Source organism: Streptomyces sp. NPDC047108 (genome assembly GCF_040643575.1).
Taxonomy (GTDB): Bacteria; Actinomycetota; Actinomycetes; order Streptomycetales; family Streptomycetaceae; genus Streptomyces.
The window spans coordinates 37,692-61,082 of record NZ_JBEYUP010000011.1; the positions used below are offsets into that span (position 1 = coordinate 37,692).

21 protein-coding genes are annotated in these 23,391 nt (G+C 71.1%); 11 read left to right on the forward strand and 10 right to left on the reverse strand.

Features of this window, described 5'->3' with window-relative positions:
- Positions 1-429: 429 nt before the first annotated feature.
- The 6 genes from ABZ822_RS21555 to ABZ822_RS21580 all read right to left on the reverse strand — a co-directional run bounded on the left by ABZ822_RS21555 (position 430) and on the right by ABZ822_RS21580 (position 6,717).
- The gene (locus ABZ822_RS21555) at positions 430-936 is read right to left on the reverse strand and encodes a Pycsar system effector family protein (RefSeq protein WP_360856391.1); all 507 of its coding nucleotides are present in this window, start codon (positions 934-936) and stop codon (positions 430-432) included.
- Positions 933-2,051, reverse strand: coding sequence for a PE-PGRS family protein (locus ABZ822_RS21560; RefSeq protein ID WP_360856394.1), 1,119 nt, complete (start codon positions 2,049-2,051; stop codon positions 933-935). Before ABZ822_RS21560 ends, ABZ822_RS21555 begins: the two co-directional genes overlap by 4 nt.
- Before the next feature lie 65 nt (positions 2,052-2,116).
- Positions 2,117-4,228: a hypothetical protein gene (locus ABZ822_RS21565; RefSeq protein WP_360856397.1), complete on the reverse strand. Its 2,112-nt coding sequence runs from the start codon at positions 4,226-4,228 to the stop codon at positions 2,117-2,119.
- Positions 4,225-5,073 (reverse strand): hypothetical protein, encoded by an 849-nt coding sequence (locus tag ABZ822_RS21570; RefSeq protein WP_360856400.1) that lies wholly within the window; start codon positions 5,071-5,073, stop codon positions 4,225-4,227. Before ABZ822_RS21570 ends, ABZ822_RS21565 begins: the two co-directional genes overlap by 4 nt.
- Positions 5,074-5,313: 240 nt before the next feature.
- Positions 5,314-6,042 (reverse strand): Crp/Fnr family transcriptional regulator, encoded by a 729-nt coding sequence (locus ABZ822_RS21575; protein ID WP_360856403.1) that lies wholly within the window; start codon positions 6,040-6,042, stop codon positions 5,314-5,316.
- 252 nt (positions 6,043-6,294) lie between these two features.
- Positions 6,295-6,717 (reverse strand): secondary thiamine-phosphate synthase enzyme YjbQ, encoded by a 423-nt coding sequence (locus ABZ822_RS21580; protein ID WP_360856406.1) that lies wholly within the window; start codon positions 6,715-6,717, stop codon positions 6,295-6,297.
- A 237-nt stretch (positions 6,718-6,954) separates the two neighbouring features.
- Between ABZ822_RS21580 and ABZ822_RS21585 the strand changes: the two genes are divergently transcribed.
- The 6 genes from ABZ822_RS21585 (at position 6,955) to ABZ822_RS21610 (ending at position 12,441) form a co-directional block, all read left to right on the forward strand.
- Positions 6,955-7,038, forward strand: a complete 84-nt coding sequence (locus tag ABZ822_RS21585; protein ID WP_360856753.1) for a putative leader peptide — start codon at positions 6,955-6,957, stop codon at positions 7,036-7,038.
- Positions 7,039-7,280: 242 nt separating this feature from the next.
- On the forward strand, positions 7,281-8,153 hold the full coding sequence (locus ABZ822_RS21590) for an ABC transporter permease (RefSeq protein ID WP_360856409.1): 873 nt from the start codon (positions 7,281-7,283) through the stop codon (positions 8,151-8,153).
- Positions 8,126-8,905, forward strand: coding sequence for an ABC transporter ATP-binding protein (locus ABZ822_RS21595; protein WP_360856412.1), 780 nt, complete (start codon positions 8,126-8,128; stop codon positions 8,903-8,905). The genes ABZ822_RS21590 and ABZ822_RS21595 overlap by 28 nt, the downstream gene beginning before the upstream one ends.
- A 112-nt stretch (positions 8,906-9,017) precedes the next feature.
- The gene (locus ABZ822_RS21600; protein WP_360856415.1) at positions 9,018-10,058 is read left to right on the forward strand and encodes an ABC transporter substrate-binding protein; all 1,041 of its coding nucleotides are present in this window, start codon (positions 9,018-9,020) and stop codon (positions 10,056-10,058) included.
- Positions 10,058-11,266, forward strand: a complete 1,209-nt coding sequence (locus ABZ822_RS21605) for an LLM class flavin-dependent oxidoreductase (RefSeq protein WP_360856418.1) — start codon at positions 10,058-10,060, stop codon at positions 11,264-11,266. Before ABZ822_RS21600 ends, ABZ822_RS21605 begins: the two co-directional genes overlap by 1 nt.
- Before the next feature lie 62 nt (positions 11,267-11,328).
- Positions 11,329-12,441, forward strand: coding sequence for an FAD-dependent oxidoreductase (locus tag ABZ822_RS21610; RefSeq protein WP_360856420.1), 1,113 nt, complete (start codon positions 11,329-11,331; stop codon positions 12,439-12,441).
- 192 nt (positions 12,442-12,633) lie between these two features.
- Here the strand turns inward: ABZ822_RS21610 and ABZ822_RS21615 are convergent, their stop codons facing one another.
- Complete coding sequence (locus ABZ822_RS21615; RefSeq protein ID WP_360856423.1) at positions 12,634-14,457, reverse strand: ABC transporter ATP-binding protein; 1,824 nt, start codon at positions 14,455-14,457, stop codon at positions 12,634-12,636.
- 101 nt (positions 14,458-14,558) lie between these two features.
- Between ABZ822_RS21615 and ABZ822_RS21620 the strand changes: the two genes are divergently transcribed.
- Positions 14,559-15,023, forward strand: coding sequence for a MarR family transcriptional regulator (locus ABZ822_RS21620; protein ID WP_360856426.1), 465 nt, complete (start codon positions 14,559-14,561; stop codon positions 15,021-15,023).
- 51 nt (positions 15,024-15,074) lie between these two features.
- Here ABZ822_RS21620 and ABZ822_RS21625 read toward each other — a convergent pair whose 3' ends face one another.
- Together ABZ822_RS21625 and ABZ822_RS21630 are read right to left on the reverse strand one after the other, a co-directional pair.
- The gene (locus ABZ822_RS21625) at positions 15,075-15,746 is read right to left on the reverse strand and encodes a PaaI family thioesterase (protein ID WP_360856429.1); all 672 of its coding nucleotides are present in this window, start codon (positions 15,744-15,746) and stop codon (positions 15,075-15,077) included.
- Between the two features lie 87 nt (positions 15,747-15,833).
- Positions 15,834-16,310, reverse strand: a complete 477-nt coding sequence (locus tag ABZ822_RS21630; RefSeq protein WP_360856432.1) for a tautomerase family protein — start codon at positions 16,308-16,310, stop codon at positions 15,834-15,836.
- A 122-nt stretch (positions 16,311-16,432) separates the two neighbouring features.
- Between ABZ822_RS21630 and ABZ822_RS21635 the strand changes: the two genes are divergently transcribed.
- Together ABZ822_RS21635 and ABZ822_RS21640 are read left to right on the forward strand one after the other, a co-directional pair.
- Positions 16,433-17,017, forward strand: coding sequence for a TetR family transcriptional regulator (locus ABZ822_RS21635; RefSeq protein WP_360856756.1), 585 nt, complete (start codon positions 16,433-16,435; stop codon positions 17,015-17,017).
- Positions 17,018-17,181: 164 nt separating this feature from the next.
- The gene (locus tag ABZ822_RS21640; RefSeq protein WP_360856435.1) at positions 17,182-18,687 is read left to right on the forward strand and encodes a Gfo/Idh/MocA family oxidoreductase; all 1,506 of its coding nucleotides are present in this window, start codon (positions 17,182-17,184) and stop codon (positions 18,685-18,687) included.
- A 66-nt stretch (positions 18,688-18,753) separates the two neighbouring features.
- On the opposite strand, the gene ABZ822_RS21645 is transcribed toward ABZ822_RS21640, so the two are convergent.
- Complete coding sequence (locus tag ABZ822_RS21645) at positions 18,754-19,491, reverse strand: L,D-transpeptidase family protein (protein WP_360856438.1); 738 nt, start codon at positions 19,489-19,491, stop codon at positions 18,754-18,756.
- 150 nt (positions 19,492-19,641) lie between these two features.
- Here ABZ822_RS21645 and ABZ822_RS21650 point away from each other — a divergent pair, with 150 nt between their 5' ends.
- Positions 19,642-21,576 (forward strand): ABC transporter ATP-binding protein, encoded by a 1,935-nt coding sequence (locus tag ABZ822_RS21650; RefSeq protein WP_360856441.1) that lies wholly within the window; start codon positions 19,642-19,644, stop codon positions 21,574-21,576.
- The gene (locus tag ABZ822_RS21655; RefSeq protein WP_360856444.1) at positions 21,573-23,354 is read left to right on the forward strand and encodes an ABC transporter ATP-binding protein; all 1,782 of its coding nucleotides are present in this window, start codon (positions 21,573-21,575) and stop codon (positions 23,352-23,354) included. Before ABZ822_RS21650 ends, ABZ822_RS21655 begins: the two co-directional genes overlap by 4 nt.
- The last annotated feature ends 37 nt before the right edge of the window (positions 23,355-23,391 follow it).

Below are 23,391 nucleotides of genomic sequence, written 5' to 3' on the forward strand. Positions count from 1 at the left end.
TATTCGGCCCATGGCAGTGGCGTCGGTGTACCGGTGTCGATCGACAAGATGTACCCGGCCCAGCTGGCCGAAGTCCGTTTCCTGAGGATGACGTCCTGCGGAGCGGGACTTCTGGCACGGGTCCGTAGGGCGGCGGGCGCCAGGGAGTCGCAGGGCGGGGCGCTCGGGATACTTCGCCAGGGGCGGAGACTCGTCCACCGCCTTGGGCCGGGCCACGGACCGGTCGCCGAGGTCACGCAACATCTCGTGACCGGTAGGCGGTGGCAAGGCTCCGTCGCCCGGGTAGGGCGGCGGCGAGGAAGGCGCAGCCGGATACTGCGGGGGCTCGGAGTGAAGAGCGCGATCGGAACCAGTCGGGTCGAATGGAGTCGCCATGGTGAGTCTTCCCTGCGTGCGGAGGTATTCGAATGGTGCGGCGGGCCGCCGGCTTCAGCGAATAGTCAGCGCGGTGGGCAGCAGCACCACCCCCGTGCAGTAAGCGGCCAGGCCTGCGCGTATCCAGCGGTGTTTACTGCCGACGATCCTGCTGTTCTGGGTGAGCGCTTCCAACAGACCCGCGTTGGGGTCCGCCTCGGTGGCATCGAGCGCCTCGATCAGCAAGCCATGATCCGCTGCACGGCGGATGTCGTCGAAATAGGTCAGAGGCCGCCCCGGAGCCCAGCGGCTGCTGCCGTACCGCGGCAGGACGGCCAAGAGCAGGCAGACCAACGATCCGGCCAGAGTTGCCAGGCCAGCCCACAGCAGAGCGGTGCCTGTGACAGAGAGCCCGGATAACACCTCCCCGCGAGCCGCCAGGATGCCCCCGAACAGGCCCACCGCCATGCTGAGTGCACCCAGCAGCAGGGCTGCTTTGCTGTCGGCACGGGCTGTCTCCACTCTCACTTCGGCGAGCAGACGGCCCCCGGCACCAGACCCGCCCGCCATCGTGCCGCTCACGCCCCCTCCGCCGGGGCCTCGGCGGGGAAATGGCCCGCCGGTTCCCGGAACGGCTCCGCGGGGCCGGCGTTCCCACCCCAGGACAGCGAGCCCAACTCGGGCGGCGCCGGGGCAGCACCCGGCAGGTTGTGGGTGAGGAGTTCCTCGATGATCTGCACGGCCTGCTTGTTCAGACCCGAGCGCTGATAGTCCTCCATGTCCTCCCCCTTCAGGACTTCCAATGCGACCTCGGTCTGGCTCTTGATGAGGGCCAGTTGATCCGCGCGCAGGTTCTCCATCACCAGTCGCGAGTCCTCGGGGTGCTGCGCCAAGTGCAGCGCCCAGGTCGCCACCCCGCCGTGCTGGAGGTAGTACTGGTAGTAGCGGATCTTCTCGGCTTCTAGCTTCCGCAACTCCGCCTCCTGGCGGTACTGGAGCATGGCCAGTTCGTGTCCTTGCCGCGCCCGGGCGTTGTCACGCTCTGCCTTGAGGCGGTCCTCGCGCATCGCCAAGTCGTGGGAGTCAACCAACTCTTCGTCGCTGTACCGGATCCGGCGCAACTCCCGCTGGTGGTCGATTGCGTCGTCGTCCCGTCGTAGCCGGATGGTCCACGTCACACGTAGCCCGACATCGTCGGCCAGTGACCCTGCATCCGTCACCACCTGGCGCACCGCGCGTTCAGCGGCGGCGCTGCGGTCTATCGGGAAGTCGCGACTGACCGGACGCATCAACTCCTCCAGTCGCCGGGTGAGCAGGGCGGGCACATCCCGCACGCCGCTAGCAACGAACCGACCCGGCAGGGTGACCTGCCAAGTCGTCTCCAGTGCGCTGGTGAAGTCGAAGGCGTCGTTGTCGCTCGGCAACAGCAGGCTGGCGGTGCAGTGGTGGACGCCCATGTCCACTTCGTAGACGGCGGTGTACCGCTTGGCCGCGCATTCCGAGCGGGATGGGCGGCGGGGCGGGAGCCAGGCCTCTAAGCCGCCCTTGACTGTGGTGAACACCAGGGCGTTGTCGATCCGACTATGGTTCCTGCGGTAATTGAACCGGGACAGCGTGCGCACGGTGACCACCGGGTCGGGCAGGACGCTGTGCCGGTCCACTCCCTGGTCCCAGTCCAAGTCGCGGGAGTCGGTCATGGCTCTTCTCTCCTTGCTCTGCGTTCAAGTACGTCGTGGATGAGCGGTGGCAGGCCGCGGCACACCTACAGCGCGGCGGACAGGCGACCCGCCACGGCCGGTGGGGCGCCGCCCCGTCGGCCGCGCACCGTCGCGAGCAGGTGTTTGAGGCGCTTCCGGTCATCTCCAGTGACAGCGAGTGCCGGTAACAGCACCGCCAGGTAGCGCTCGACCTGCGGGGCTTGGTCCGCCTCGCGGACCCAGTCGCCCAGAGCCTGCAAGGCTTCACCCGTGTAGCGCAGGTCGTTCAGGACCATGCGCCACAACTGGCAGAGGTGACGGGCGTCCTCGGTGCCGCCCCGCTCGTCGGCTGTCGCGTACCACTGCAGGATCAGCAGATCGTCGGTGTGCGTGCAGGCGAGTACGAAGGCGTGCAGTGCCAGACGCCGAACAGGCGGCTCGTCCTGCAGCAGTTCGACCATGTGCCGCAGCACCTGCTCCCGGACCGTGGAGGACTCGTCGGTCAGCAGCAGCGCGGCGGACTCCGCGACATGCCTGGCCTCCTGCACGTCCTCACCCGTCCGGGCGGCGTCGGCCAGGGCCGCGAGCGCCTCGCGAGGCATCATCGCGCCCACCAGGGCGTATCCGCGGATCGCGGTCCAGCGCAGGCCTGCCTCGGATGGATCGCCGTCGCACCAGGTCCGCAAGATCTCGGGGATGTTCGGGGCCCCCACCGCGTGCGCCGTCGCGAGTGCATTGGCGGCCACCAGCCTGTCGCGGTAGCGCTTTGACTTTGCCCAGCCCTCGATGAGCAACGCCATTGCGGACGGCAGATCCGCCTGGGCCAGAACCGCCGCAGCCACCGCCGCTCGGGTGCGCACCAGCGGTCGTCCATCTTCCGCGAGCCGCTCGAGCCACCGGATCAGGCCTGGCCGTGCAGAGGGGTGGCCGGTCCAGACCTCTCGGAGCACCTCGGCGGCAACCCTGCGTTCCTCAAAGCAGGCCATGCGCTGGGTGACCGGGCCCCATTCAGTGTGCTCTTCCTGCCAGTACTCGGTGGCACGTGCAAGCCGCAGTCGTTTGGTGATGGACGTCCCGAAGACCCCGACCCGAGGCCTCCGATTGGCGTCTTCGGTGCCTTGGAACCGTGCGTAAAGGTCGTCGCTAACCTCGGCGGTCAGCGCATACGCGGCTTCGTCGAACGCCGCGAGAGAAATCAGGAACGCCTTGTCCCTCAAGGAGGTCTCGTCATCTCCGAACCACTCTCGAACCTGTTCCCGAACCATCGCTGATCCGAAGGAGGCCAGTTCATCGAGGCTCAGCTTGCCCTCCGCGTGGCTGCACAGCGCCTTCGCGAACTCGGCGGCCTCGCGCAACTGGTGGTCGGTCCGGCCGAGGAACTCCTGGACAGGTGGCAGACCGAGCAGACCGCGTTCGCGTGGCGGGTCGTCCACCAGGGTGTGCAGGTGGGAGCGGAGGACAGACTCAGGAGACGGCGGCTTCCACTCGACGACATCGACACCGTGCAGGATGGCGAACAGATCAACCGTGATGACTAAGTAGGCATCGTTCCGCTTGAGTTCATCCCGCACGGACCATAGGTCTATGTCGCGCAGTGGAGCGTCATGTCCGGTCGCCAGGTCGGTGACAAGGTAACCGTGCGTGCCTCCGATCACTTGCTCGTTGAGCGCGGTCGGCCTGGTCTTCGGGTCGAGGGCTCTTATCGGTACAGCATCCAGGGCGTGCAGCAGCATCAGGGCAGCGCTGCGCCGGCCACTGAAGGGTGCGCCGGACAGCACGAGGACCCGCTCGTCGCGCAGCTTGTCGAGGAGCGGGTGCACCAGCTCCTCGTATCCCGCGAACACGCTTGCCAGTTCGTGGAGTTCGTTGGCGGGGATGCTGCCGGAAGTGTGGGTGGCCGCGCCGAAACGGTAGTGGTGCTCGACCTTCGTCCCCAGAACGACGTCGCCGGTGACGTTGCCACCGCTCACGCCCGTCTGATGGCCACCGACCAGGCTGCCACCGATGACGGTGGGCGCGTGACGGTGGAGCTCACGCCGGGCGGCCCACGGGTCCTGGGGGCGGTCGTTCTCCTCCTCAGGCCGCTGTTCGTTGGGCTGTTCTGGCTCGTCGTTGCCCGCAGCGGGCTCCTCGGCATGCTGGTCTGGCTTCTCGTGGACGGTGGCCGCCTCGCTCATGCCCGTCCACCGTTGCTCTCGCGCCGGACGTTACCCAGAACGACGTCGCCGGTGACGCTGCCACCGCTCACGCCCGTCTGATGGCCACCGACCAGGCTGCCACCGACGCTGAGGGAGCCGCCGTCAACAGTGATGATCCGCATGCCACCGGTGTCCGAGCCGCCAGGTGCGGAGGTGCCCTCGCCCCGGCCCCCGTCCTGGGCGCGGTCCCGCGCCTGCGCCGACGTCGGAGAGGAGGAGGACGCGCCTCGCGGGGGCGGTCCGTGCAACCACGCTTCGAGCCGGTCGTTCTTTACAGCAACGTCCACGCGGTGGAAGTCCTCGACCCGCAGCCCGCGATGACCGTGGCGCACCACGCCTTGATAGACGGCTGCCGACACGCACAGCACACAGTCCTGATCACTCTGCTTCAACGCTTCGCGCAGGACTGCGGCATCCAGCAGTCGGCACGAGAGATTCAGGTCGTGTCCGACGAGCCCGCCGACGGTGCCGTGGTAAGCGTCCAGGGCCACCTCTCCGGAAGCCAGGACCATCCGCAGCCTCATCTGCGCACTGCTGGACGCCATGCGGTTGTAGGCCCGCAGCGAGTCCGGAGCCGTGACCAACAGCGAGCGCAGGAGAGCCGTCTTCGGGACCTCTGCGCTGACCAGGATGATCAGTCCGTCCCCGCGATCCTCCCGGTACTGCATGTTCGGCTCGACGCCAGCGGAAGCGAGAGTGTCTTCGACCAGGCTGTGGAGACTTCGGCGTAAGAACGCCTGCTCCACGTCGTCGCGGCGGCTGTAGTTCTCGATGTCCAACAGCAGGATGCTGCGGTTCACAGGTTCTGTCAGGGCCAGTGTCATGAGTGCCTCTCGGACGGCTCGGCTCGATCCGAAGCACTATCCCGTGACGGTCTGACAGTGGAGGAGGAACGTTGTCACACAACTTCTGTGACCGATGGCGCACAAGAGTTGATGAAACGGACCCCCATCCTTCGCAGTTCGGCCCTCAATGCCCCCTTGCAGACCCGAGAGACGGGCGCCTTGCGCAAAATCAAGCTGTACGGGGACCGCCGCCACGGAGTTGTCCTCTATCACTGTCCCTTAACCGCCACGCCCCATCAGACGCAACTGTTCCGGACGGACGATGACCAACCCTCGGCGGCCGGTGCGTACGATGCCCCTCTCCCGGAACTCTCTCAGCAGCCGGGCCACCGCTTCACGCGAAGCTCCCACCGAACCCGCCAGTTCATGTTGGCTCAGTCCGCTGGTCAGCCGTACCCCCTCGGCGACCTGTGCGCCATGCGTGCGTGCCAAGTCCAGTAACAGGAGGGCCAACCGTTCCCGTGCCCCCAACGCTCCCTGTTCAACGCGTTGCCGGTCACTTGCTCGTGTCCGGTCCACAGCAAGACCGAGAAGCTGGAGCGAGGTCGCAGGATGGGCCGCGAGGTGGGCCAGGAAGCGGTCACGATCGATCGTGACGGCTGACACGTCCTCCAGAGTCGTCACGGTGGCTGAGCGAGGGCGGCCGCTCACAGCAGAAGCCTCGCCGACGATGTCGCCCGGACCACGAAGCGCAAGCAAGGCTTCGTAGCCGTTCGCTGCAGTGTGGGTGACCTTGGTCCAGCCATCGAGCATGAGAATCACATGAGTGGACGAATCGTCCTGGCGGATCAGGACTGTACGTGGGCCATAGCTCACGGGGCGTCCGAGCTCCAACAGCACAACGCGTTCCGGGTGTTCCAACCGGGCGAGGAAAGGAACCTGGTCGTCCAGTCGAGCGGCTCCCGACGGTGCCGGGGACACGGGTAATCCGGAGACGGCAGCGGGCATGAGCCCACCCGGTAAGGAACCTGTCGTGTCACCGGTGTCCACCAGCAACCTCTCTCATTTTCGAGGCCGCTATCAAGTGGCACCAGCGGCACGTCCCCTCGGCTCTACGTGCTCCAGACTAGGACACCGCCCTGCACCACCCCACAGGTTCGACGGCCGTCCCGATCGTCCGCCGGAAGTCGCACGGCCGGGACGTGGAGGGGAGTTCTTCCTGTCGAACCAAGGCAAGAAGGTACCCAAACGACGGTCGCCTCACCCGAGGAACGACAGCCGCACCTGACGGTCCGGATTGTCGCGGTTGGTGTCCACGAGGCAGACGGACTGCCAGGTGCCGAGCTGCATCCGTCCGCCGATGACCGGCACCGTCGCGTATGGCGGCACGATCGCGGGCAGCACATGGTCCCGGCCGTGACCGGGACTGCCGTGACGGTGCTGCCACCGGTCGTCGGCGGGCAGGAGCGCGTGCAGCGCGGCCAGCAGGTCGTCGTCGCTGCCGGCGCCGGTCTCGATCAGGGCGACCCCTGCCGTCGCGTGCGGCACGAACACATGGAGCAGCCCGTCGCGGTCCTGTGCCGCTTCGCGCAGGAAGCTCTCGCAGGCGGAGGTCAGGTCGTGCACCGTCTCGGATGAGCCGGTGGCGACGTCGATCATGCGGGTGGTGAAGGCATCGGACATACCCCCATCCTCCATCCTCGCCGCCGCGTCGGCATCGCGCGTCCGCTCGGAGCCGACGCGGCGTACACGCGCCCGAACCGCGTGGCGCCGACTCCGTGTACGTCGCCCGCACGCGTGGCCCGCACGCGTGTCGGGTCCGCATGACGGGTCCGCATGACGCCGATGTGGCGGACGCGTCCCGTCCGCTTGGCGAGACGGCATTGACCCGGCCCGTTCGCTCTCGCTACGTTCCCGCGCATGTCGCGTTCAGCCCTGCTCACCACGCGCGGTCACATCGACCTGCTGCGGGTGGCCTCCGCCGCTTGTCACCGCGGCCGCTGACGCTCCGTCATTCCACTGCGGCCGTCGTCCGGTCGTCATCTTCCCCGGCATTCCCTCGCGTTGCCCCGTCCGTACGTCCGCGGCCGGTCCGGCCCCGCGCACCGCTGACCCCGGCCGCACCGATGCCGTACGGCACGGGCACCGCGCTGCGCTGACCGCGCGCCGCGCCGTTCCCCGGCCCCGGTGCCGACGTGTGTCCGGCTGCCCGTAACCCGACCCTCTCCGTCCTCCCTGGAGTCCTCATGACCGTCAGTCATGCCCCGCCGCGCCTCTCGCGGCCCGACATTTCAGCACAACCCGTGAAAGCGTCCGCCGAGCTGCAGCCCATCACCTCCACCACGGCGCGCCGGGTCCGTGTCCCCCGGTGGCTGCGCCGCACCTCCGGCCCGCTGCTCCTGCTCGCCCTCTGGCAGACGCTCAGTGCCGCGGGCGTTCTCCGCGCCGACGTGCTGGCCTCCCCCGGCACGATCGCCCAGGTCGCCGGCGACCTCGTCGCCGACGGTTCGCTGACCTCGGCGATGGGCGTCTCGCTGCAACGCGTCGCGCTGGGACTGCTCATCGGGACGTTCGTCGGGACCTCGCTCGCGCTGCTCGCGGGTCTGTTCCGGGTCGGCGAGGACCTGGTGGACGCGAGCGTGCAGATGCTGCGCACGGTGCCGTTCGTCGGGCTGATCCCGCTCTTCATCATCTGGTTCGGCATCGGAGAGGCCCCGAAGGTCGCCATCATCACGATGGGCGTCTCCTTCCCGCTCTACCTCAACGTCTACGCGGGGATCCGCGGCGTCGACGCCCAGCTCATCGAGGCGGGCGAGTCCCTGGGGCTGTCCCGCTGGGGCCTCGTCCGGCATGTCGTCCTGCCGGGTGCGCTGCCCAGCGCGATGACCGGGCTGCGCTACTCGCTGGGCATCGCCTGGCTGGCGCTGGTCTTCGCCGAACAGGTCAACGCCGATGCCGGAATCGGCTTCCTGATGGTCCAGGCGCGCGACTTCCTGCGCACGGACGTGATCGTCGTCTGCCTGATCGTCTACGCCTTCCTCGGCCTGCTCGCCGACTTCGTCGTCCGTACTCTCGAAAGGCTGCTGCTGCAATGGCGACCGACGTTCACCGGCCGGTGACCGACACCCCCGAGCCGCGCACCTCCTCCGCCGGCGAACCGGCCGTACGGGTCTCGGGCCTGACCCGTGACTTCGACGGGCGGCCGGTGATCGACGGGCTCGAACTCGACGTACGGCCGGGCGAGTTCGTCGCCCTGCTGGGGCGCAGCGGATGCGGCAAGAGCACCCTGCTGCGGGTGCTCGCCGGGCTCGACCGGGAGATCGACGGGACCGTCCTCGTCCCCCTGCGCAGGGCCGTCGCCTTCCAGGCGCCGCGGCTCATGCCATGGAAGCGGGTGTGGCGCAACGTCCTGCTCGGACTGCCCGGACGGCCCGAACGCGCCGTGGCCGAACGGGCGTTGGAGGAGGTCGGCCTCGACCAGCGCTCCGACGCGTGGCCCAGGACGCTCTCCGGCGGCGAGGCCCAGCGCGCCTCCCTGGCCCGCGCCCTCGTCCGCGAGCCCGATCTACTGCTGCTCGACGAGCCGTTCGGGGCGCTCGACGCACTGACCCGCATCAAGGCGCAGCAGCTCGTGGCGGAGTTGTGGCAGCGCCGCGGCTGCGCCGTCCTGCTGGTCACGCACGACGTCGACGAGGCCCTGCTGCTCGCCGACCGCGCCCTGGTCATGGACGAGGGCCGGATCGCGTACGAGACGCCCGTGGACCTGCCGCGGCCCCGTGACATCGCGGACCCGCGGTTCGCCCGACTGCGCGCCCGGCTGCTGGACCGGCTGGGCGTGGAGTCGCCCGCGCCGGCGGACAGGGCCGCCTGACCGCCCGTCTCCTACCCCATCCCTGCAACCCGACGACTCGCGCGTCCTCGACCCCTCGCGTCCTCGGCCCCTCGCGTCCTCGACTCCTCGACCCCGCACGAACGGACATCCCATGCGACGACGTACCGCCCCTCTCGCCCTCCTCCCTCTCGCCCTTCTGCTCGCCGCGTGCTCCGACGCCTCCTCCGCCGACAGCTCCTCGGGAGGCACGAGCGGCGGCGTCGACGGCAAAGGGTCGCTCACCCTCGATGTCGGTGACCAGAAGGGCGGTTCGGAGGCCATCCTCCGCGCCGCCGGTGAACTCGACGACCTCGACTACCGGATCAAGTGGTCGACGTTCACCTCAGGACCGCCCCTGCTGGAGGCGATCAACGCCGGCGCGGTCGACACCGGGACCGTCGGCAACACCCCTCCGGTCTTCGCCGCCGGCGCCGGGTCGAAGATCTCGGTCGTCGCCGCGACCCACGGACACGCCCGAGGCGACACCATCCTGGTGCCCAAGGGCTCGCCGGCGAAGAAGCCTGCGGACCTGAAGGGCAAGTCGGTGGCCGTCGCACAGGGCAGTTCGGCCCACTACCAGCTGGTCGCCTCCCTGAAGAAGGCCGGACTGACGCTCGAGGACGTACGCGTCAGCCATCTCCAACCGGCCGACGCCCTGGCCGCGTTCAACGGCGGCAAGGTCGACGCATGGGCCGTCTGGGACCCGTACACCTCCCAGGTGCTGCGCAGCAAGCAGGGCAGGGTGCTCACCGACGGGCAGGGCGTCGTCAACGGTCTCGGCTTCCAGGTCGCGGCGCCAGGTGCCCTCGAGGACGAGAAGAAGGCCGCCGCCATCGGCGACCTGATCGAGCGGCTGCGCCGGGCCCAGGACTGGGCCCACGAGCACCCCGAGGAGTGGGCGAAGGTCTGGGCGAAGGACACCAAGCTGCCCTACGAGGTGGCACTGGACGCGGTGAGGCGGAGCAACGGCACCCGCGTGCCGGTCGCCGTCGACCAGGAGGCGATCGCCTCCGAACAGGAGATCGCCGACACCTTCGCCCAACTGAAGCTCATCCCGCGCCGGTTCGACTTCGGCGACTTCGTCGACACCCGCTTCAACGGCGACCTTCCGCCGTCCACGACCCCCGCGCGCACCTTCGAGGAGGGCTCCTGATGACCGTCCGTCTGCACTGGTTCCTGCCCACCGGCGGCGACGGGCGCACGCTCGTCGACCGTCACGCCTACACCGACGGCGGCGTCCGCCGCTCGCGCATCACCCCCGTCAGCGGGGTCCGCGCACCCGACATCGACTATCTGACGCAGATCGCCAAGGCGGCCGAACAGCTCGGGTTCGAGGCCGTGTTGACGCCGACGGGGACGTGGTGCGAGGACGCCTGGCTGACCACGGCCGCCCTGGCGCAGCACACCGAGCGGCTGAAGTTCCTGGTCGCGTTCCGGCCGGGTGTGATCTCGCCGGTTCTCGCGGCGCAGATGGCGTCCACGTACCAGCGCATCACGCGGGGCCGGCTGCTGCTGAACGTGGTGACCGGCGGGGACTCGACGGAGCAGCGCCGCTTCGGCGACCATCTGGACCACGACCGGCGCTACGCGCGCACGGCCGAGTTCCTGGAGGTCGTACGGGGCGTGTGGGGCGGCCGCCCCTACGACTTCGACGGCGAGCACTACTCCGTCGACGGCGGTCTGACCGCGCTGCCCCCGGATCCGCACCCCGAGATCTTCTTCGGCGGCTCGTCGGCCGCGGCGGGACCCGTCGCGGCGGAGCACGCCGACGTGTACCTCACCTGGGGCGAGCCGCCCGAGCAGGTCAAGGAGAAGATCGCCTGGATCCGCGGGTCGGCCGAGGAGCGCGGGCGGACGGTCCGCTTCGGCATCCGGCTGCACACCATCTCGCGCGACTCGGCGCGTGAGGCGTGGGCCACCGCCGACCGTCTGCTGGACGACCTCGACGCGGATACCATCGCCGCGGCCCAGGAGGCGCTGGGCCGCAGCGAGTCGGTCGGTCAGCAGCGGATGCGTGCCTTGCACGGGGGTTCTCGGGACCAGCTGGAGATATCGCCGAACCTGTGGGCGGGCGTGGGACTCGTCCGCGGCGGCGCCGGTACGGCACTCGTCGGCAGCCACGCCGATGTGGCGGACCGCATCGAGGAGTACCACGCGCTCGGGATCGAGCACTTCGTGTTCTCCGGCTATCCGCATCTGGAGGAGGCGTACTGGTTCGGGGAGGGCGTGACGCCGCTGCTGGCCGAGCGCGGGCTGCTGCCGCAGGTCCCCGCCTCGCCGCTGCTCGGGGTGCCCGCTGCCAACGGGCGTCCGGCCTCAGCGCCGGGCGGCGCGCCCCTGCTGATGGCCGGGGGCCGCTGAGCCGCCGGCGTCCGGGGCCCCTGGGCGGGAAGATCCGGGACCCCGGACGAGTTGGTAGAAGCGTGAACAACTCTGGGGTGCCGGACGGACGAGAAACCGAGGTCGAGGTCGTGGTGGTCGGCGCCGGGCAGGCGGGGCTGTCCAGCGCCTACCACCTGCGCCGGGCCGGATACGAGCCCGACCGGGACGTCGTCGTCCTCGACCACGCTCCGCGCCCGGGCGGTGCCTGGCAGTTCCGCTGGCCCACGCTCACATACGGCAAGGTGCACGGGATGCACGCGCTGCCCGGCATGGAGCTGACGGGAGCGGACGCGTCCCTGCCCTCCTCGGAGGTCATCGGCGGCTACTTCGCACGCTACGAGACCGAGTTCGGCCTGCGGGTGCACCGGCCCGTGGACGTCACTGCCGTACGGGAGGGCGAGGGCGGGCGGCTGCGCGTCGAGACCTCTGCCGGGGTGTGGAGCACCCGTGCGCTGATCAATGCCACGGGTACCTGGGACCGTCCGTTCTGGCCCCGCTGTCCAGGGCAGGAGACGTTCCGGGGGCGGCAGGTGCACACGGCCCGGTACCGCGGTCCGCAGGACTTCGCGGGCGAGCGCGTCATCGTCGTCGGCGGCGGCACATCGGCGGTCCAGCATCTGCTGGAGGTCGCGGATGTGGCGGCGGGGACGACGTGGGTGACGCGGCGGCCGCCCGTCTTCCGCGACGGCCCGTTCGGCGAGGACCAGGGCCGCGAGGCGGTGGCGCTCGTCGACGAGCGGGTGCGGGAGGGCCTTCCTCCGCAGAGCGTCGTGTCGGTGACGGGCCTTCCGCTCACGGACGCGATGCGGGAGGCGCGGGAACGGGGTGTGCTGGTGCGGCGGCCGATGTTCGAGCGCATCACTCCGGACGGCGCCGTGTGGGCGGACGGCACATCGGTGGCGGCGGACTCGATCCTGTGGGCCACCGGATTCCGCGCGTCGATCGGCCATCTGGCGCCGCTGGGGCTGCGCGAGCCGGGCGGCGGCATCCGCGTCGAGGGCACGCGCGCGGTACGGGATCCGCGGGTGCACCTGGTCGGGTACGGGCCGTCGGCGAGCACGATCGGCGCCAACCGCTTCGGCCGGTCCGCGGTGCGCGAGATCCGGGAGCTGCTGGAACGCGACGAGCGTCCGGAGGCGGTAACCGCCGCCTGAGGCCGGGACACGGGGCCACCGGGGGGCATACGCGCGTCGGAGACGTCCGCCGGGACTCGGGGTGCGTACGAGCCTCGGATGCGTACGCGGACCTCGGGTGCGTACGCGGACCTCGGGTGCGTACGCGGACCTCGGGTGCGTACGCGGACCTCGGGTGCCCACGCGAGCCTCGCGCTGTCAGCTCCCCAGGCGTCAGCTTCCGAGCGGTGCGGCCGGGGCGCGTTCGGCGTCGCTCCGCACCAGCGCCGCGTACTGCCCGTCCAGGGCGAGCAGTTCGTCGTGCGTCCCGCGCTCCGCGATGCGCCCGCCGTCCAGCACCACGATCTGGTCCGCCTCCCGGATCGTGGACATCCGGTGGGCGATGGTGAGGGTGGTGCGCCCCCGCGAGAGCGCGTCGATGGCCTGCTGCACGGCCTGTTCGGTACGGGTGTCCAGGGCACTGGTGGCCTCGTCGAGGATGAGGACGGGCGGGTCGCGCAGGATCGTCCGGGCGATGGCCAGCCGCTGCTTCTCGCCGCCGGAGAAGCGGTAGCCCCGCTCCCCGACCAGGGTGCCGTACCCCTCGGGCAGGCCCGCGATGTGGTCGTGGATCTGCGCGGCCCGCGCCGCGGCCTCGATCTCCGCGTCGGTCGCGTCGGGCTTGGCGAAGCGGAGGTTGTCCGCGATGGAGGCGTGGAAGAGGTAGGTCTCCTGGGAGACGACGCCCACGCCGCGCGCGATCGTGTCGAAGTCGAGGTCGCGGACGTCGACACCGTCGAGCCGCACATGACCGCCCGTCACGTCGTAGAGCCGGGGCACCAGATAGCTGAGGGTGGTCTTGCCCGAACCGGTGGAGCCGACGACGGCGAGGCTGCTGCCCGCGGGGACGGCGAGGTCGATCCCGCTCAGGTTGGCCGATGCGGTGCCGCTCGCGTCGGGGTCGTAGGCGAAGTGGACGTCCTGGAAGGTGACGTCGCCGCGCACCCTCTCCAGGCGTACGGGCTCGGCGGGTTCGGTGATGTCCACACGCAGGTCGAGGTACTCGAAGATGCGCTGGAACAGCGCGAGCGATGCCTGCACCTGGACGCCCGTGGACAACAGGCTCACGGCCGGCCGGAACAGCCCCTGCTGGAGCGAGACGAAGGCCACCAGTGTGCCCAGCGACACGACGGGGCCGCCCAGTTGGAGCGCCGTGCCCGCGGCCCAGTAGATGACCGCCGGCATGGCGGCCATGACGATGCCGATGACCGACATCCGCCAGCGCCCCGCCATGCTGGACCGCACCTCGAGGTCGACCAGACGCTCCGACTCCTCCCGGAACGCCGACGTCAGCGAGTCGGCCCGGCCCATGGTCCGCCCCAGCAGGATGCCGCTGACGGACAGCGACTCGGTGACGACGGCGGCCATCGAGGCCATCTGCTTCTGCCGCTGGGAGGTGATCTTCTTGCGCTCGTCGCCGACCCGGCGGCTGATCCACACGAACACCGGCAGCAGGACCAGGGAGACCACGGTCAGCCGCCAGTCCAGCGCGATCATCGCGACGATCGTGGCGACGACGCTGGTGAGGTTGGAGACCAGCGAGGTGGCGGTGGAGGTCACGGTCGCCTGCATGGAGCCGATGTCGTTGGCGATGCGCGACTGCACCTCGCCGGTACGGGTGCGGGTGAAGAAGGCCAGCGGCATGCGCTGCAGGCGGGCGTAGACGGCGGTCCGCAGATCGTGCATCACGCGCTGGCCCACGGTCGTCGAGATCAGGGTCTGCAGCACGCCGAAGATGCTGCTCACCACGGCGGCGGCGATCATGCCGAGCGCGAGAAGACTCAGCAGGCCCGTGCGCCCCTGGGGGATGGCGGTGTCGAGCACCTCGCGCAGCATGAACGGCGAGGCCACGGTCACCAGTGACGATGCGGCGACCAGCAGCCCGACGAGGGCGAGGCGTCCGCGGTAGGGACGGAAGAGCCGGAGGATGCGCCGCACCTGTGCGGGCTGCTCCGGATCGGGGGGAGGCGGGGTCCAGTCGGGTACGCCGTGCTTCATGGGCTCCTTCGGTGACGTCGTCCGGCAGTGGCGTGCGATGGAGAGCTTAGCTCATTGTTACCTATACTCACAATGAACATGGTCCTGATACGCTCACGCCCATGCGCTCCCCCCAGGACGGCCCCGGATCCGGGCCCGACACCGACGGCCCGCTCGCCGAGCAACTGCTGCGGCTGACGCGACGGATGCACCGCGCCCAGAAGCGGCATCTGGAGCCACTGGGGATCACCCCCGCACAGTCCCGCCTGCTGCGGACGGTCACCCACTTCCCGGAGCCCCCGCGGATGGCGGACCTCGCCCAGCGACTGGAGGTCGTCCCCCGGGCGGTCACGACCCTCGTCGACGCGCTGGAGGCGAACGGTTCGGTGCGCCGCGTACCCGACCCCGCCAACCGGCGCGTGGTGCGCATCGAGCTGACCGAGGGGGGACGCGCGACGCTCAAGGCCCTGCGCACCGCGCGCCGGGCTGCCGCGGAGGACGTCCTGGCCCCGCTCAGCACCGAACAGCGGGCGGTGCTCGGGGAGTTGCTGGCGGACCTGACGGGCGCACCCGACCGCCGCTGCTGAGCGGCCCCGACGATTCGGCGGATCCCCGCCGTCAGGCGCGGGCCGCGGGACTCACTCCGGAGCGGGGACGATCAGACAGCTGCTGGTGGCCGTGGCCAGCAGCCGGTCCCTGCCGTCCGTCATCCGTGCCTCGGCGAGCGCGGTGCGCCGCCCGAGATGCGTGACGGTCCCGGCGCACCGCACGACGCCGGTCTCCGTGGTCATGGCCCGGAGGAACTTCACCGACAGGTCGAGCGAGGTGTAGCGGGCGCCGACGGGCAGCAGGGTGTGCACCGCACATCCCGCGGCCGAGTCCAGCAGCGTCGCGTAGACGCCGCCGTGGACGGACCCGATCGGGTTGTACATGTACTCGGCCGCCTCGGCACTGAAGACGACGTGACCGGGTTCGGCCTCGGCGATCCGGAAACCGAGCGTGTGCGTGATGGGCGGTGCCGGCAGGTCGCCGGAGAGCAGCGCCCGCACGATCTCCAGGCCGCTCAACCGCCCCGCCGCGTCCGCGATCACCGTGGGGTCGTCCCACGCGTACGTCCGCGACCGCGCGCCGCCCGCAGGCATGTCGCCGGAGGTACGCAGGTCGCCATCAGACGTGCGCACACCGCGGGACGTACGCACGCCGCCGGGCGACAGGCCCTCGCCGCGCGGGGCGGACCCGCCGCACGAACAGGCCCGGTCGCGTGCACCGGGTCCGCCGAACTCCTCGCCCGGCTCCAGGACTTCGGCCATGGGAATGCTCCTCGCGTTCACCTCTGCGCCGTCACGAACACGGCCCGGATCGCAACGCCGGGCCGCACGCGAGGCTACGTCGCGTCGTCAGTGCGCGGCACCGGCACCCTGTCCGCTCGCCGCACCCCGCCCGTCACCCGCACCCTGCCCGTCAGCCGCCAGGGCGACGAGGTCGGCGTAGCGCACCACGGATCCGCCCGCGCCCCAGGTGCCGTCCGGCTGCTCGTGGACGAACACCCAGACCCGCAGCGCGTCGGCCTCGGCCAGCCCGGCCGCGGCGAGCACGGCGGCGGTCACCTCACCGATCAGTCCGGCCTTGCGGCGTTCGGACAAAGCTCCCTCAGGGACGCGGACATCGACGCGGAACCGCGGCTCGTCGTCCTCCAGGGTCGTCAGGGCGCCGGGCGGAAGCTCGTTCAGCTGCGTCCAGGTCACGGAGCGGAAGAGGGCGGTGTCCGGCGCACCCTCCCAGCGCAGCAGCGTCCGGGCGAGCGTGGTGCGGATGGTCTCGCGCCCCTCGGCGGTCAGAGCGCCCTCGGGGGCGGTGAGCTGGACGAACGGCATGCGGCACTCCTCGGGTACGGACGGAAGGACTCCAGCGCTATGACGACTGTTATAGCAGCGGCACCACGCTAGGCTATGACGGCCGTCATAGCCAGCCCTCGGTGATCGGAGAGAACGCGCAGATGGTCCAGCCCAGCCAGGACGTCCGCGGGCGCATCGTCGCCGGTGCGGCCGACATGATCCGCCGCCGCGGACTGAACGCCACCTCCGTCCGCACGCTGGCCAAGCACGCCGACGCGCCGCTCGGCTCCACGTACCACTACTTCCCCGAGGGCAAGCAGCAACTGGCCACGGAGGCCGTACGGTTCGCGGGCGACCTGCTGAGCCGTACGCTGCGGCGCGAGCTGGCGGCGGGACCCGCTGCCGGGCTGCGCGCCTTCTTCGCGCTCTGGCGCGAGACCGTCCTCGACACGGACTTCCGGGCCGGCTGTCCCGTCCTCGCCGTCGCGATCGAGGAGCCGCCCGAGGGCGAGACCCCCGCCGTGCTCACCGCCGCGGCCGAGGTCTTCAGCGCCTGGGAGGCCCTGCTCGCGGACTCCCTGCGCGAGCACGGGGCCGACGCGCACCAGGCCGAGCAGATCGCCACGCTCGTCGTCGCCGCGGTCGAGGGCACGGTCGCCATGTGCCGGGCCAAGCGCAGCATCGAACCGCTCGACCGCACCGCCGAGCAACTCCAGGCGCTCGTGTCCTCGGTGATCGACGACTGACGAGTCCAACTACCCGCGCGAAGAGTCCAATCGGTGTCCGATCGGTCCCCTTGCGCGGCCTCGTCGGCAACCGCCAGGGTCCAGTCGGAAGTCCGGAAGTTCCCGTGCACCAGCGCGTCCATCCGCCGTGCACCAGCGCGTCCATCCGCCTGCCTGGAGGTCCGATGAACGACTCAGCACCGCCCGACGAACCCGCCGCCGGTCCCGCCGCCGACGACCACCGAGCCGACGGCAGCCATCACGCCGATGAAGCCGCCACCCCGCCGTACTCGGTCAGCCGACGCTCCGTCCTGTGGGGCGCGGGGGCCGCAAGTGCCGGTCTCGGCATGGGGATCACGGGTCTCGGCGCGACTCCGGCCGCCGCTGCCGCGCCCGTGGAGGCGGACGCCGCGGGGGCGGCGGACGAGCCGTGGCCCGCGCGCCAGGGCGAGACCATGATCGGCGTACCGTTCGAGCGGCGCAGCACCGTGCGGATCGCCATCGTGGGGCTCGGCAACCGCGGCGGCAGCATGATCGACCTCTTCCTGGCGGTCCCCGGCGTACGTGTGGTGGCGCTGTGCGACCCGGTCAGGGAGAAGGCGGAGAAGGCCGCCGCCAAGGTGACCGCCGCCGGTCAGCCCGCCCCCGCCCTCTACACCAAGGGCGACCACGACTACGAGAAGCTGTGCGAGCGCGGCGACCTCGACTTCGTCTATGTGGCCACACCCTGGGAGTGGCACTTCGACATGGCCAAGTCCGCGCTGAGAGGCGGCAAGCACGTCGGTGTGGAGTGTCCCCTCGCGCTGGAGATGCGGCAGCTGTGGGAGCTGGTCGATCTCTCCGAGCACACCCGCCGCCACTGCATGCAGCTCGAGAACTGCTGTTACGGCAAGAACGAGATGCGCGTCCTGCGCATGGCGCACGCCGGTCTCTTCGGCGATCTGCTGCACGGCGCCGGGGCGTACATCCACGATCTGCGTGGGCTGATGTTCGACCCGGCGTACTACGAGGGCCCGTGGCGACGGTTGTGGCACACCCGTCTGCGCGGGGACCTGTACCCGAACCACGGTTTCGGCCCGGTCGCCAACTACATGGACGTCAACCGCGGTGACCGTGCGGTCCGTATCACCACGTTCGGCTCCCCCTCCCTCGGCCTCGCCGCCTACCGCGAGCAGCACATGCCCCCGGGCGACCCGAGCTGGAAGGAGTCGTACGTCGAGAGCGACATGTCGATCAGCCTGGTGCAGACGGCGAAGGGTCGGGTCATCCGGCTGGAGCACGCGGTGTCCAACCCGCACCCGTACAGCAGGCTGAACATCCTCGGTGGCACCAAGGGCGTCTTCGAGGACTACCCGGAACGCATCTATCTCGAGCCGGAGATGTCCGACGACACGTGGGGCGACTTCTCGAAGTACGCCGAGTGGGACCACTGGTTGTGGAAGGAGCACGCCGATCCGCCCGGGGGCCACGGCGGGATGGACTACATCATGGTCTTCCGGCTGATGCAGACCATGCGGCTCGGTCTGGTCCCCGACTTCGACGTGTACGACGGGGCCACCTGGACCGCGCCGGTACCGCTCAGCCATGCCTCGATCAAGGCCAAGGGAGCACCGCAGCAGATCCCGGACTTCACCCGCGGCCTGTGGAAGGCGGCACGGCCGGGGGTGGACTCGGAGAAGCCCGGGGCGTAGTACGCGGACGCCTCAACTCCCCGCCCCCGCCCGGAAGTCGGCGCCCGGCGCGTGCGCGGGTGGTCCTCAGCCCTTCAGGTGCGCCTTGTCGCCCATGACGACGACGGGGTGCCGGGCCGGGTCGAGGGTGCGCAGCAGGTACTCCATCCCGGACTTGGACAGGCTCACGCATCCCGATGTGCCGCTGCCGTGGTCCATGTGGAGCCAGATGCTGCCGCCCTTGGCCTGGCCCTCGGGGCGGTTGGGGTCGTTGGGGGCGGTGCCCTTGACGCGGTTGTAGTCGATGGCGATGACGTAGTCGAAGTCGTGCCAGTGGGACTCGGCCCAGGAGCGCGGCGCCGCGAACGCCGCAGACCGGCTGTACGGCAGCCCCTTGCCGGGACCGGGGTCCGGAAGGACTCCGCCCGCGTCGGTGAGGGAGAACACGCCGACGGGGCTGCGCTTGTCGTTCTCACGGTGGTCGGTGGTCCAGCCGCGCTTGCCGTTGTGCCCGTCCCAACTGCGCGTACGGTCCCAGGTGCCGCCGTTCTTCGTCCACAGCACGACCGTGGCGTCGGCCGAGTCCTCGCCCTTGCCGTAGACGGCGACGACCTGGCCCGCCTCGGCGGGGATGCGGGACCGCAGCCGCTCCCCCAGGCCCGGGATGCGCCCCAGGTTCGATGCGGGCTGCGCGGCACCGGCCCGGTGTCCGCCGCTGTCGTGCCGTCCGCCGCCGCGTCCGCCGTCCGTGCCGGTACAGCCCGCCAGGAGCGCGATTCCCGCCATGGCGGTGGCCCATGCCCGCAAAGTCCCCGATATGCGCATGGGCCCCATGGTCCCACTCCGTTACGCCGGGCGCCGCACACGGTGACGGTGAGCGAGGAAATTCGGTTGATCCGGGCCCTCCGCCGGGGCGAACCTTGCACGGCTCACCTCCCGCGATGCACGAACGACGAGAACGGTCCCTGGGACGTCATGCAGATCCGCGATCTTCCGTATCCCGATCCGGGCGTCCCCGACGCCCGGTCCGGTCCGCGTTTCCTGGTGTGGCTCGGGCGGAGCCAGTGGCGTGGCCAGCTCAAGGCGCTGCTGTGGGGCACCCTCCACATGGCCGGGGTCGCCCTGCTGCCCGTCGTGGTGGGTCTCGCCGTACAGGCTGTCGTGGACGGCTCGGGCTCCCGGCTGGCGCTGTCCGGCGGGCTGATCCTCGCCCTGGGAGCGCTCATCGCCCTCGGCGACACCATGCTGCACCGCGCCGCCGTCACCAACTGGATCACCGCGGCCGCCCGCGTCCAGCAGCTTCTCGCCCGCAAGACGGCGGAGATGGGGGCGACGCTGACCCGGCGTGTGGCGGCGGGCGAGATCACCGCGGTGTCGACGGGCGACGTGGAGAAGATCGGCTGGTTCGTCGAGGCCCTGTCGCGCTTCGCCGCGGCGGCCCTGACCTCGGTCGCCGTCTGCGTGGCCCTGGTGCTGTACGAACCGGCGCTCGGCGGTGTCGTCGCCGTCGGCGTACCGGTCCTCGCGCTGGCCGTGATGCCGCTCCTGCCGCGCGCCACCCGGCGGGCCGACGAGCAGCGGGAGAAGGCGGGCCGGGCGACCGAACTCGCCTCGGACACGGTCGCCGGGCTGCGGGTGCTGCGCGGCATCGGCGGCGAGGAGCTGTTCCTGACCCGCTACCGCCGGGCCTCGCAGGAGGTGCGGACGGCGGCGGTGCGCAGCGCCCGGATGTGGTCGCTGATCTCGGCCGTCCAGGTGGTGATGCCGGGGCTCCTGCTGATCGCGGTGGTCTGGTACGGCGCCCGTCTGGCGCTGGACGGACGGATCACCGTGGGCGAACTGGTCACCGTGTACGGCGCGGTCACCTTCCTGCTGTTCCCGATGCGCCACTTCGAGGAGATCGCGATGGCGTACTCGTTCTCGCGCCCCTCGGCGAAGCGGGCGGCTCGCGTCCTGAGCCTCCGGCGCACGGCGACTCCGGATACGGACGTACGGGTTGCAGCGGCTGACCGGGGCGAAGGGGCAGCGGAGGAGCGCGGCGCCCAGGAACCGCTCACCGGCGATCTCTACGACCCGCGCAGCGGCCTGCTGGCCCCCGCCGGCCTGCTGACGGTCGTCGTGTGCGGCGACCCGGACGCGGCGGGCCGGCTGGCCGACCGGCTCGGCGGGCACGCGCCGCTGGAGCCGGACGACGAGACCGTGCCCTCGGCCCTGCTGGGCGGCGCGGCGCTCGACGCTGTGCCGCTGGACGCGGCCAGGGCGGCGGTGCTGGTCCAGGACAAGGACCCGGTGCTGCTCTCGGGGACGCTGGCCGAGTTGTTCGACGTCCCTTCCTCCGGCGCGGTGACGTACGAGGCCGCCCTGGAGGCGGCCCAGTGCGCGGACGTCCTCGAGGCGCTGGCCCAGTCCTCCCCCGCGTCGGCGACCGCGTCGGCGGGCGGGACGGCGGGCGGCGATGCGCTGAACGCGGGCAGCGGTGACCCGCTGGACGCGCACATCACCGAACGCGGGCGGTCGCTCTCCGGCGGCCAGCGCCAGCGGCTGGCGCTGGCGCGGTCCTTGGTCGCCGACCCCGAGGTGCTGGTACTGGACGAGCCGACGAGCGCCGTCGACTCGCACACCGAGGCTCGGATCGCGGACGGGCTCCGGGGCCTCCGCGCGGGCCGGACGACCGTGGTCTTCGCCTCCAGCCCGCTGCTGCTCGACCGGGCCGACCGGGTGGCGTTCGTCCCCGGCGGCGAGGTCGCGGCGGTCGGCCTGCACCGCGAACTGCTGGCGCGCGACGCCGGATACCGGTCCGTCGTCACCCGCGAGACCGACCGGGAACAGCGTGAACGCGAGTCCGGCCGGGCCGTGCCCGCCCCGTCGGCGGCCGTCGGCGACAGAACAGGAATGGAGGAGTCGGCATGATCGGCGTGGCCCCACCGGCCTACGACCCGGGCTCGGCGGAGACGGCGGCCACCCTGCCCGTCGGCTCCCCCACCACCGTGCGCCGCTACGTCGGGGAACTGCTGCGGCGTCACCGGCGCGCGTTCACCCTGCTGGTGGCCGTGAACGCCATCGCCGTGATCGCGTCCATGGTCGGCCCGTACCTCCTCGGCGGACTCGTCGAGAAGGTGGCGGACGGTGCCCGCGACCTCCAACTGGAGTGGACCGTAGGGCTGTTCGCGGTGGCTCTGGCCGTCCAGACCGTGTTCGTACGGCTGGTGCGGCTGCGCGGAGCGATGCTCGGCGAGGAGATGCTCGCGGATCTGCGCGAGGACTTCCTCGTACGGTCCGTGGGGCTGCCGCCGGGTGTGCTGGAGCGTGCCGGGACCGGCGATCTGCTGTCCCGCATCACCACCGACATCGACCGGCTGGCGAACGCGATGCGCGAGGCCGTGCCGCAGCTCGCCATCGGCGTGGTGTGGGCCGGGCTGCTGATCGGCGCGCTCGGGGTCACCGCGCCGCCGCTCGCGCTGGCACTGGTGGTCGCGCTGCCCGTCCTGCTGGTCGGCTGCCGCTGGTACTTCCGCCGCGCCCCGAGCGGGTACCGCTCGGAGGCCGCCGGATACGCGGCGGTGGCTGCGGCGCTCACCGAGACCGTGGACGCCGGGCGCACCATCGAGGCCCACCGCCTCGGACGGCGCCGCGTCGCCCTGTCGGAGCGGCGGATCCGGGAGTGGACGGCATGGGAGCGCTACACCCTGTGGCTCCGCTCCGTCCTGTTCCCGGTGGTCAACGTCTTCTACGTGCTGATCCTGGGCTCCGTGCTGATGATCGGCGGTTCGTTCGTCCTCCAGGGCTGGATGACGGTCGGTCAGCTCACCACCGGGGCACTGCTGGCGCAGATGCTGGTCGAGCCGGTCGGGATGATCCTGCGCTGGTACGACGAGTTGCAGATCGCGCAGGTGTCGATCGCCCGGCTCGTGGGGGTCCGGGAGGTCGAGGGCCGGGACGCCGACGGCCGTCTGGCGCCCGAGGGGCGGCATGTGCGGGCGGACGGCGTGCGGTTCGGCTACCGCGCGGACACCGACGTGCTCCACGGGGTCTCCCTCGACGTCCGGCCCGGCACGCGGCTGGCGCTGGTCGGGCCGTCCGGCGCGGGCAAGTCCACGCTGGGCCGTCTGCTGGCCGGGATCTACGCGGCGCGTGCCGGTGAAGTGACGCTCGGCGGGGCGGAGTTGGCGCGCATGCCGGCCGAACGGGTGCGGGAGCACGTGGCGCTGGTCAACCAGGAGCACCATGTCTTCGTGGGATCCCTCCGGGACAATCTGCTGCTCGCGCGTACCGGCGCGCGGGACACCGAGTTGTGGGCGGCGCTCGGCGCGGTCGACGCGGACGGCTGGGCGAGGGCGCTGGAGGAGGGTCTCGACACCGAGGTCGGCTCGGGCGGTCTGGCGCTGACCCCGGCGCAGGCGCAGCAGATCGCGCTGGCCCGGCTGGTGCTCGCCGATCCGCACACCCTCGTCCTGGACGAGGCGACGTCGCTGCTCGACCCGCGCGCGGCCCGCCACTTGGAGCGCTCCCTGGCGCGGGTGCTCGACGGCCGTACGGTCGTGGCCATCGCGCACCGGCTGCACACCGCGCACGACGCGGATGTGATCGCGGTCGTCGAGGACGGCAGGATCAGCGAACTCGGCAGCCACGACACGCTGGTCGCGGAGGACGGGGCGTACGCCGCGCTGTGGCGCTCCTGGCACGGCTGAGGTCCACAGGCGCGGTGAGGCACGGGCGAGCGCCCGC

Bases quoted from the DNA above. Each gene is read 5' to 3' on its own strand.
- ABZ822_RS21560 (WP_360856394.1), bottom strand. From the start codon at position 2,051: ATGACCGACTCCCGCGACTTGGACTGGGACCAGGGAGTGGACCGGCAC.
- ABZ822_RS21620 (WP_360856426.1), top strand. From the start codon at position 14,559: ATGCGCTCCCCCCAGGACGGCCCCGGATCCGGGCCCGACACCGACGGC.
- ABZ822_RS21625 (WP_360856429.1), bottom strand. From the start codon at position 15,746: ATGGCCGAAGTCCTGGAGCCGGGCGAGGAGTTCGGCGGACCCGGTGCA.
- ABZ822_RS21635 (WP_360856756.1), top strand. From the start codon at position 16,433: ATGGTCCAGCCCAGCCAGGACGTCCGCGGGCGCATCGTCGCCGGTGCG.
- ABZ822_RS21630 (WP_360856432.1), bottom strand. From the start codon at position 16,310: ATGCCGTTCGTCCAGCTCACCGCCCCCGAGGGCGCTCTGACCGCCGAG.
- ABZ822_RS21600 (WP_360856415.1), top strand. From the start codon at position 9,018: ATGCGACGACGTACCGCCCCTCTCGCCCTCCTCCCTCTCGCCCTTCTG.
- ABZ822_RS21575 (WP_360856403.1), bottom strand. From the start codon at position 6,042: ATGCCCGCTGCCGTCTCCGGATTACCCGTGTCCCCGGCACCGTCGGGA.
- ABZ822_RS21655 (WP_360856444.1), top strand. From the start codon at position 21,573: ATGATCGGCGTGGCCCCACCGGCCTACGACCCGGGCTCGGCGGAGACG.
- ABZ822_RS21585 (WP_360856753.1), top strand. From the start codon at position 6,955: ATGTCGCGTTCAGCCCTGCTCACCACGCGCGGTCACATCGACCTGCTG.
- ABZ822_RS21615 (WP_360856423.1), bottom strand. From the start codon at position 14,457: ATGAAGCACGGCGTACCCGACTGGACCCCGCCTCCCCCCGATCCGGAG.
- ABZ822_RS21570 (WP_360856400.1), bottom strand. From the start codon at position 5,073: ATGACACTGGCCCTGACAGAACCTGTGAACCGCAGCATCCTGCTGTTG.
- ABZ822_RS21645 (WP_360856438.1), bottom strand. From the start codon at position 19,491: ATGCGCATATCGGGGACTTTGCGGGCATGGGCCACCGCCATGGCGGGA.
- ABZ822_RS21605 (WP_360856418.1), top strand. From the start codon at position 10,058: ATGACCGTCCGTCTGCACTGGTTCCTGCCCACCGGCGGCGACGGGCGC.
- ABZ822_RS21580 (WP_360856406.1), bottom strand. From the start codon at position 6,717: ATGTCCGATGCCTTCACCACCCGCATGATCGACGTCGCCACCGGCTCA.
- ABZ822_RS21590 (WP_360856409.1), top strand. From the start codon at position 7,281: ATGACCGTCAGTCATGCCCCGCCGCGCCTCTCGCGGCCCGACATTTCA.
- ABZ822_RS21595 (WP_360856412.1), top strand. From the start codon at position 8,126: ATGGCGACCGACGTTCACCGGCCGGTGACCGACACCCCCGAGCCGCGC.
- ABZ822_RS21650 (WP_360856441.1), top strand. From the start codon at position 19,642: ATGCAGATCCGCGATCTTCCGTATCCCGATCCGGGCGTCCCCGACGCC.
- ABZ822_RS21565 (WP_360856397.1), bottom strand. From the start codon at position 4,228: ATGAGCGAGGCGGCCACCGTCCACGAGAAGCCAGACCAGCATGCCGAG.
- ABZ822_RS21640 (WP_360856435.1), top strand. From the start codon at position 17,182: ATGAACGACTCAGCACCGCCCGACGAACCCGCCGCCGGTCCCGCCGCC.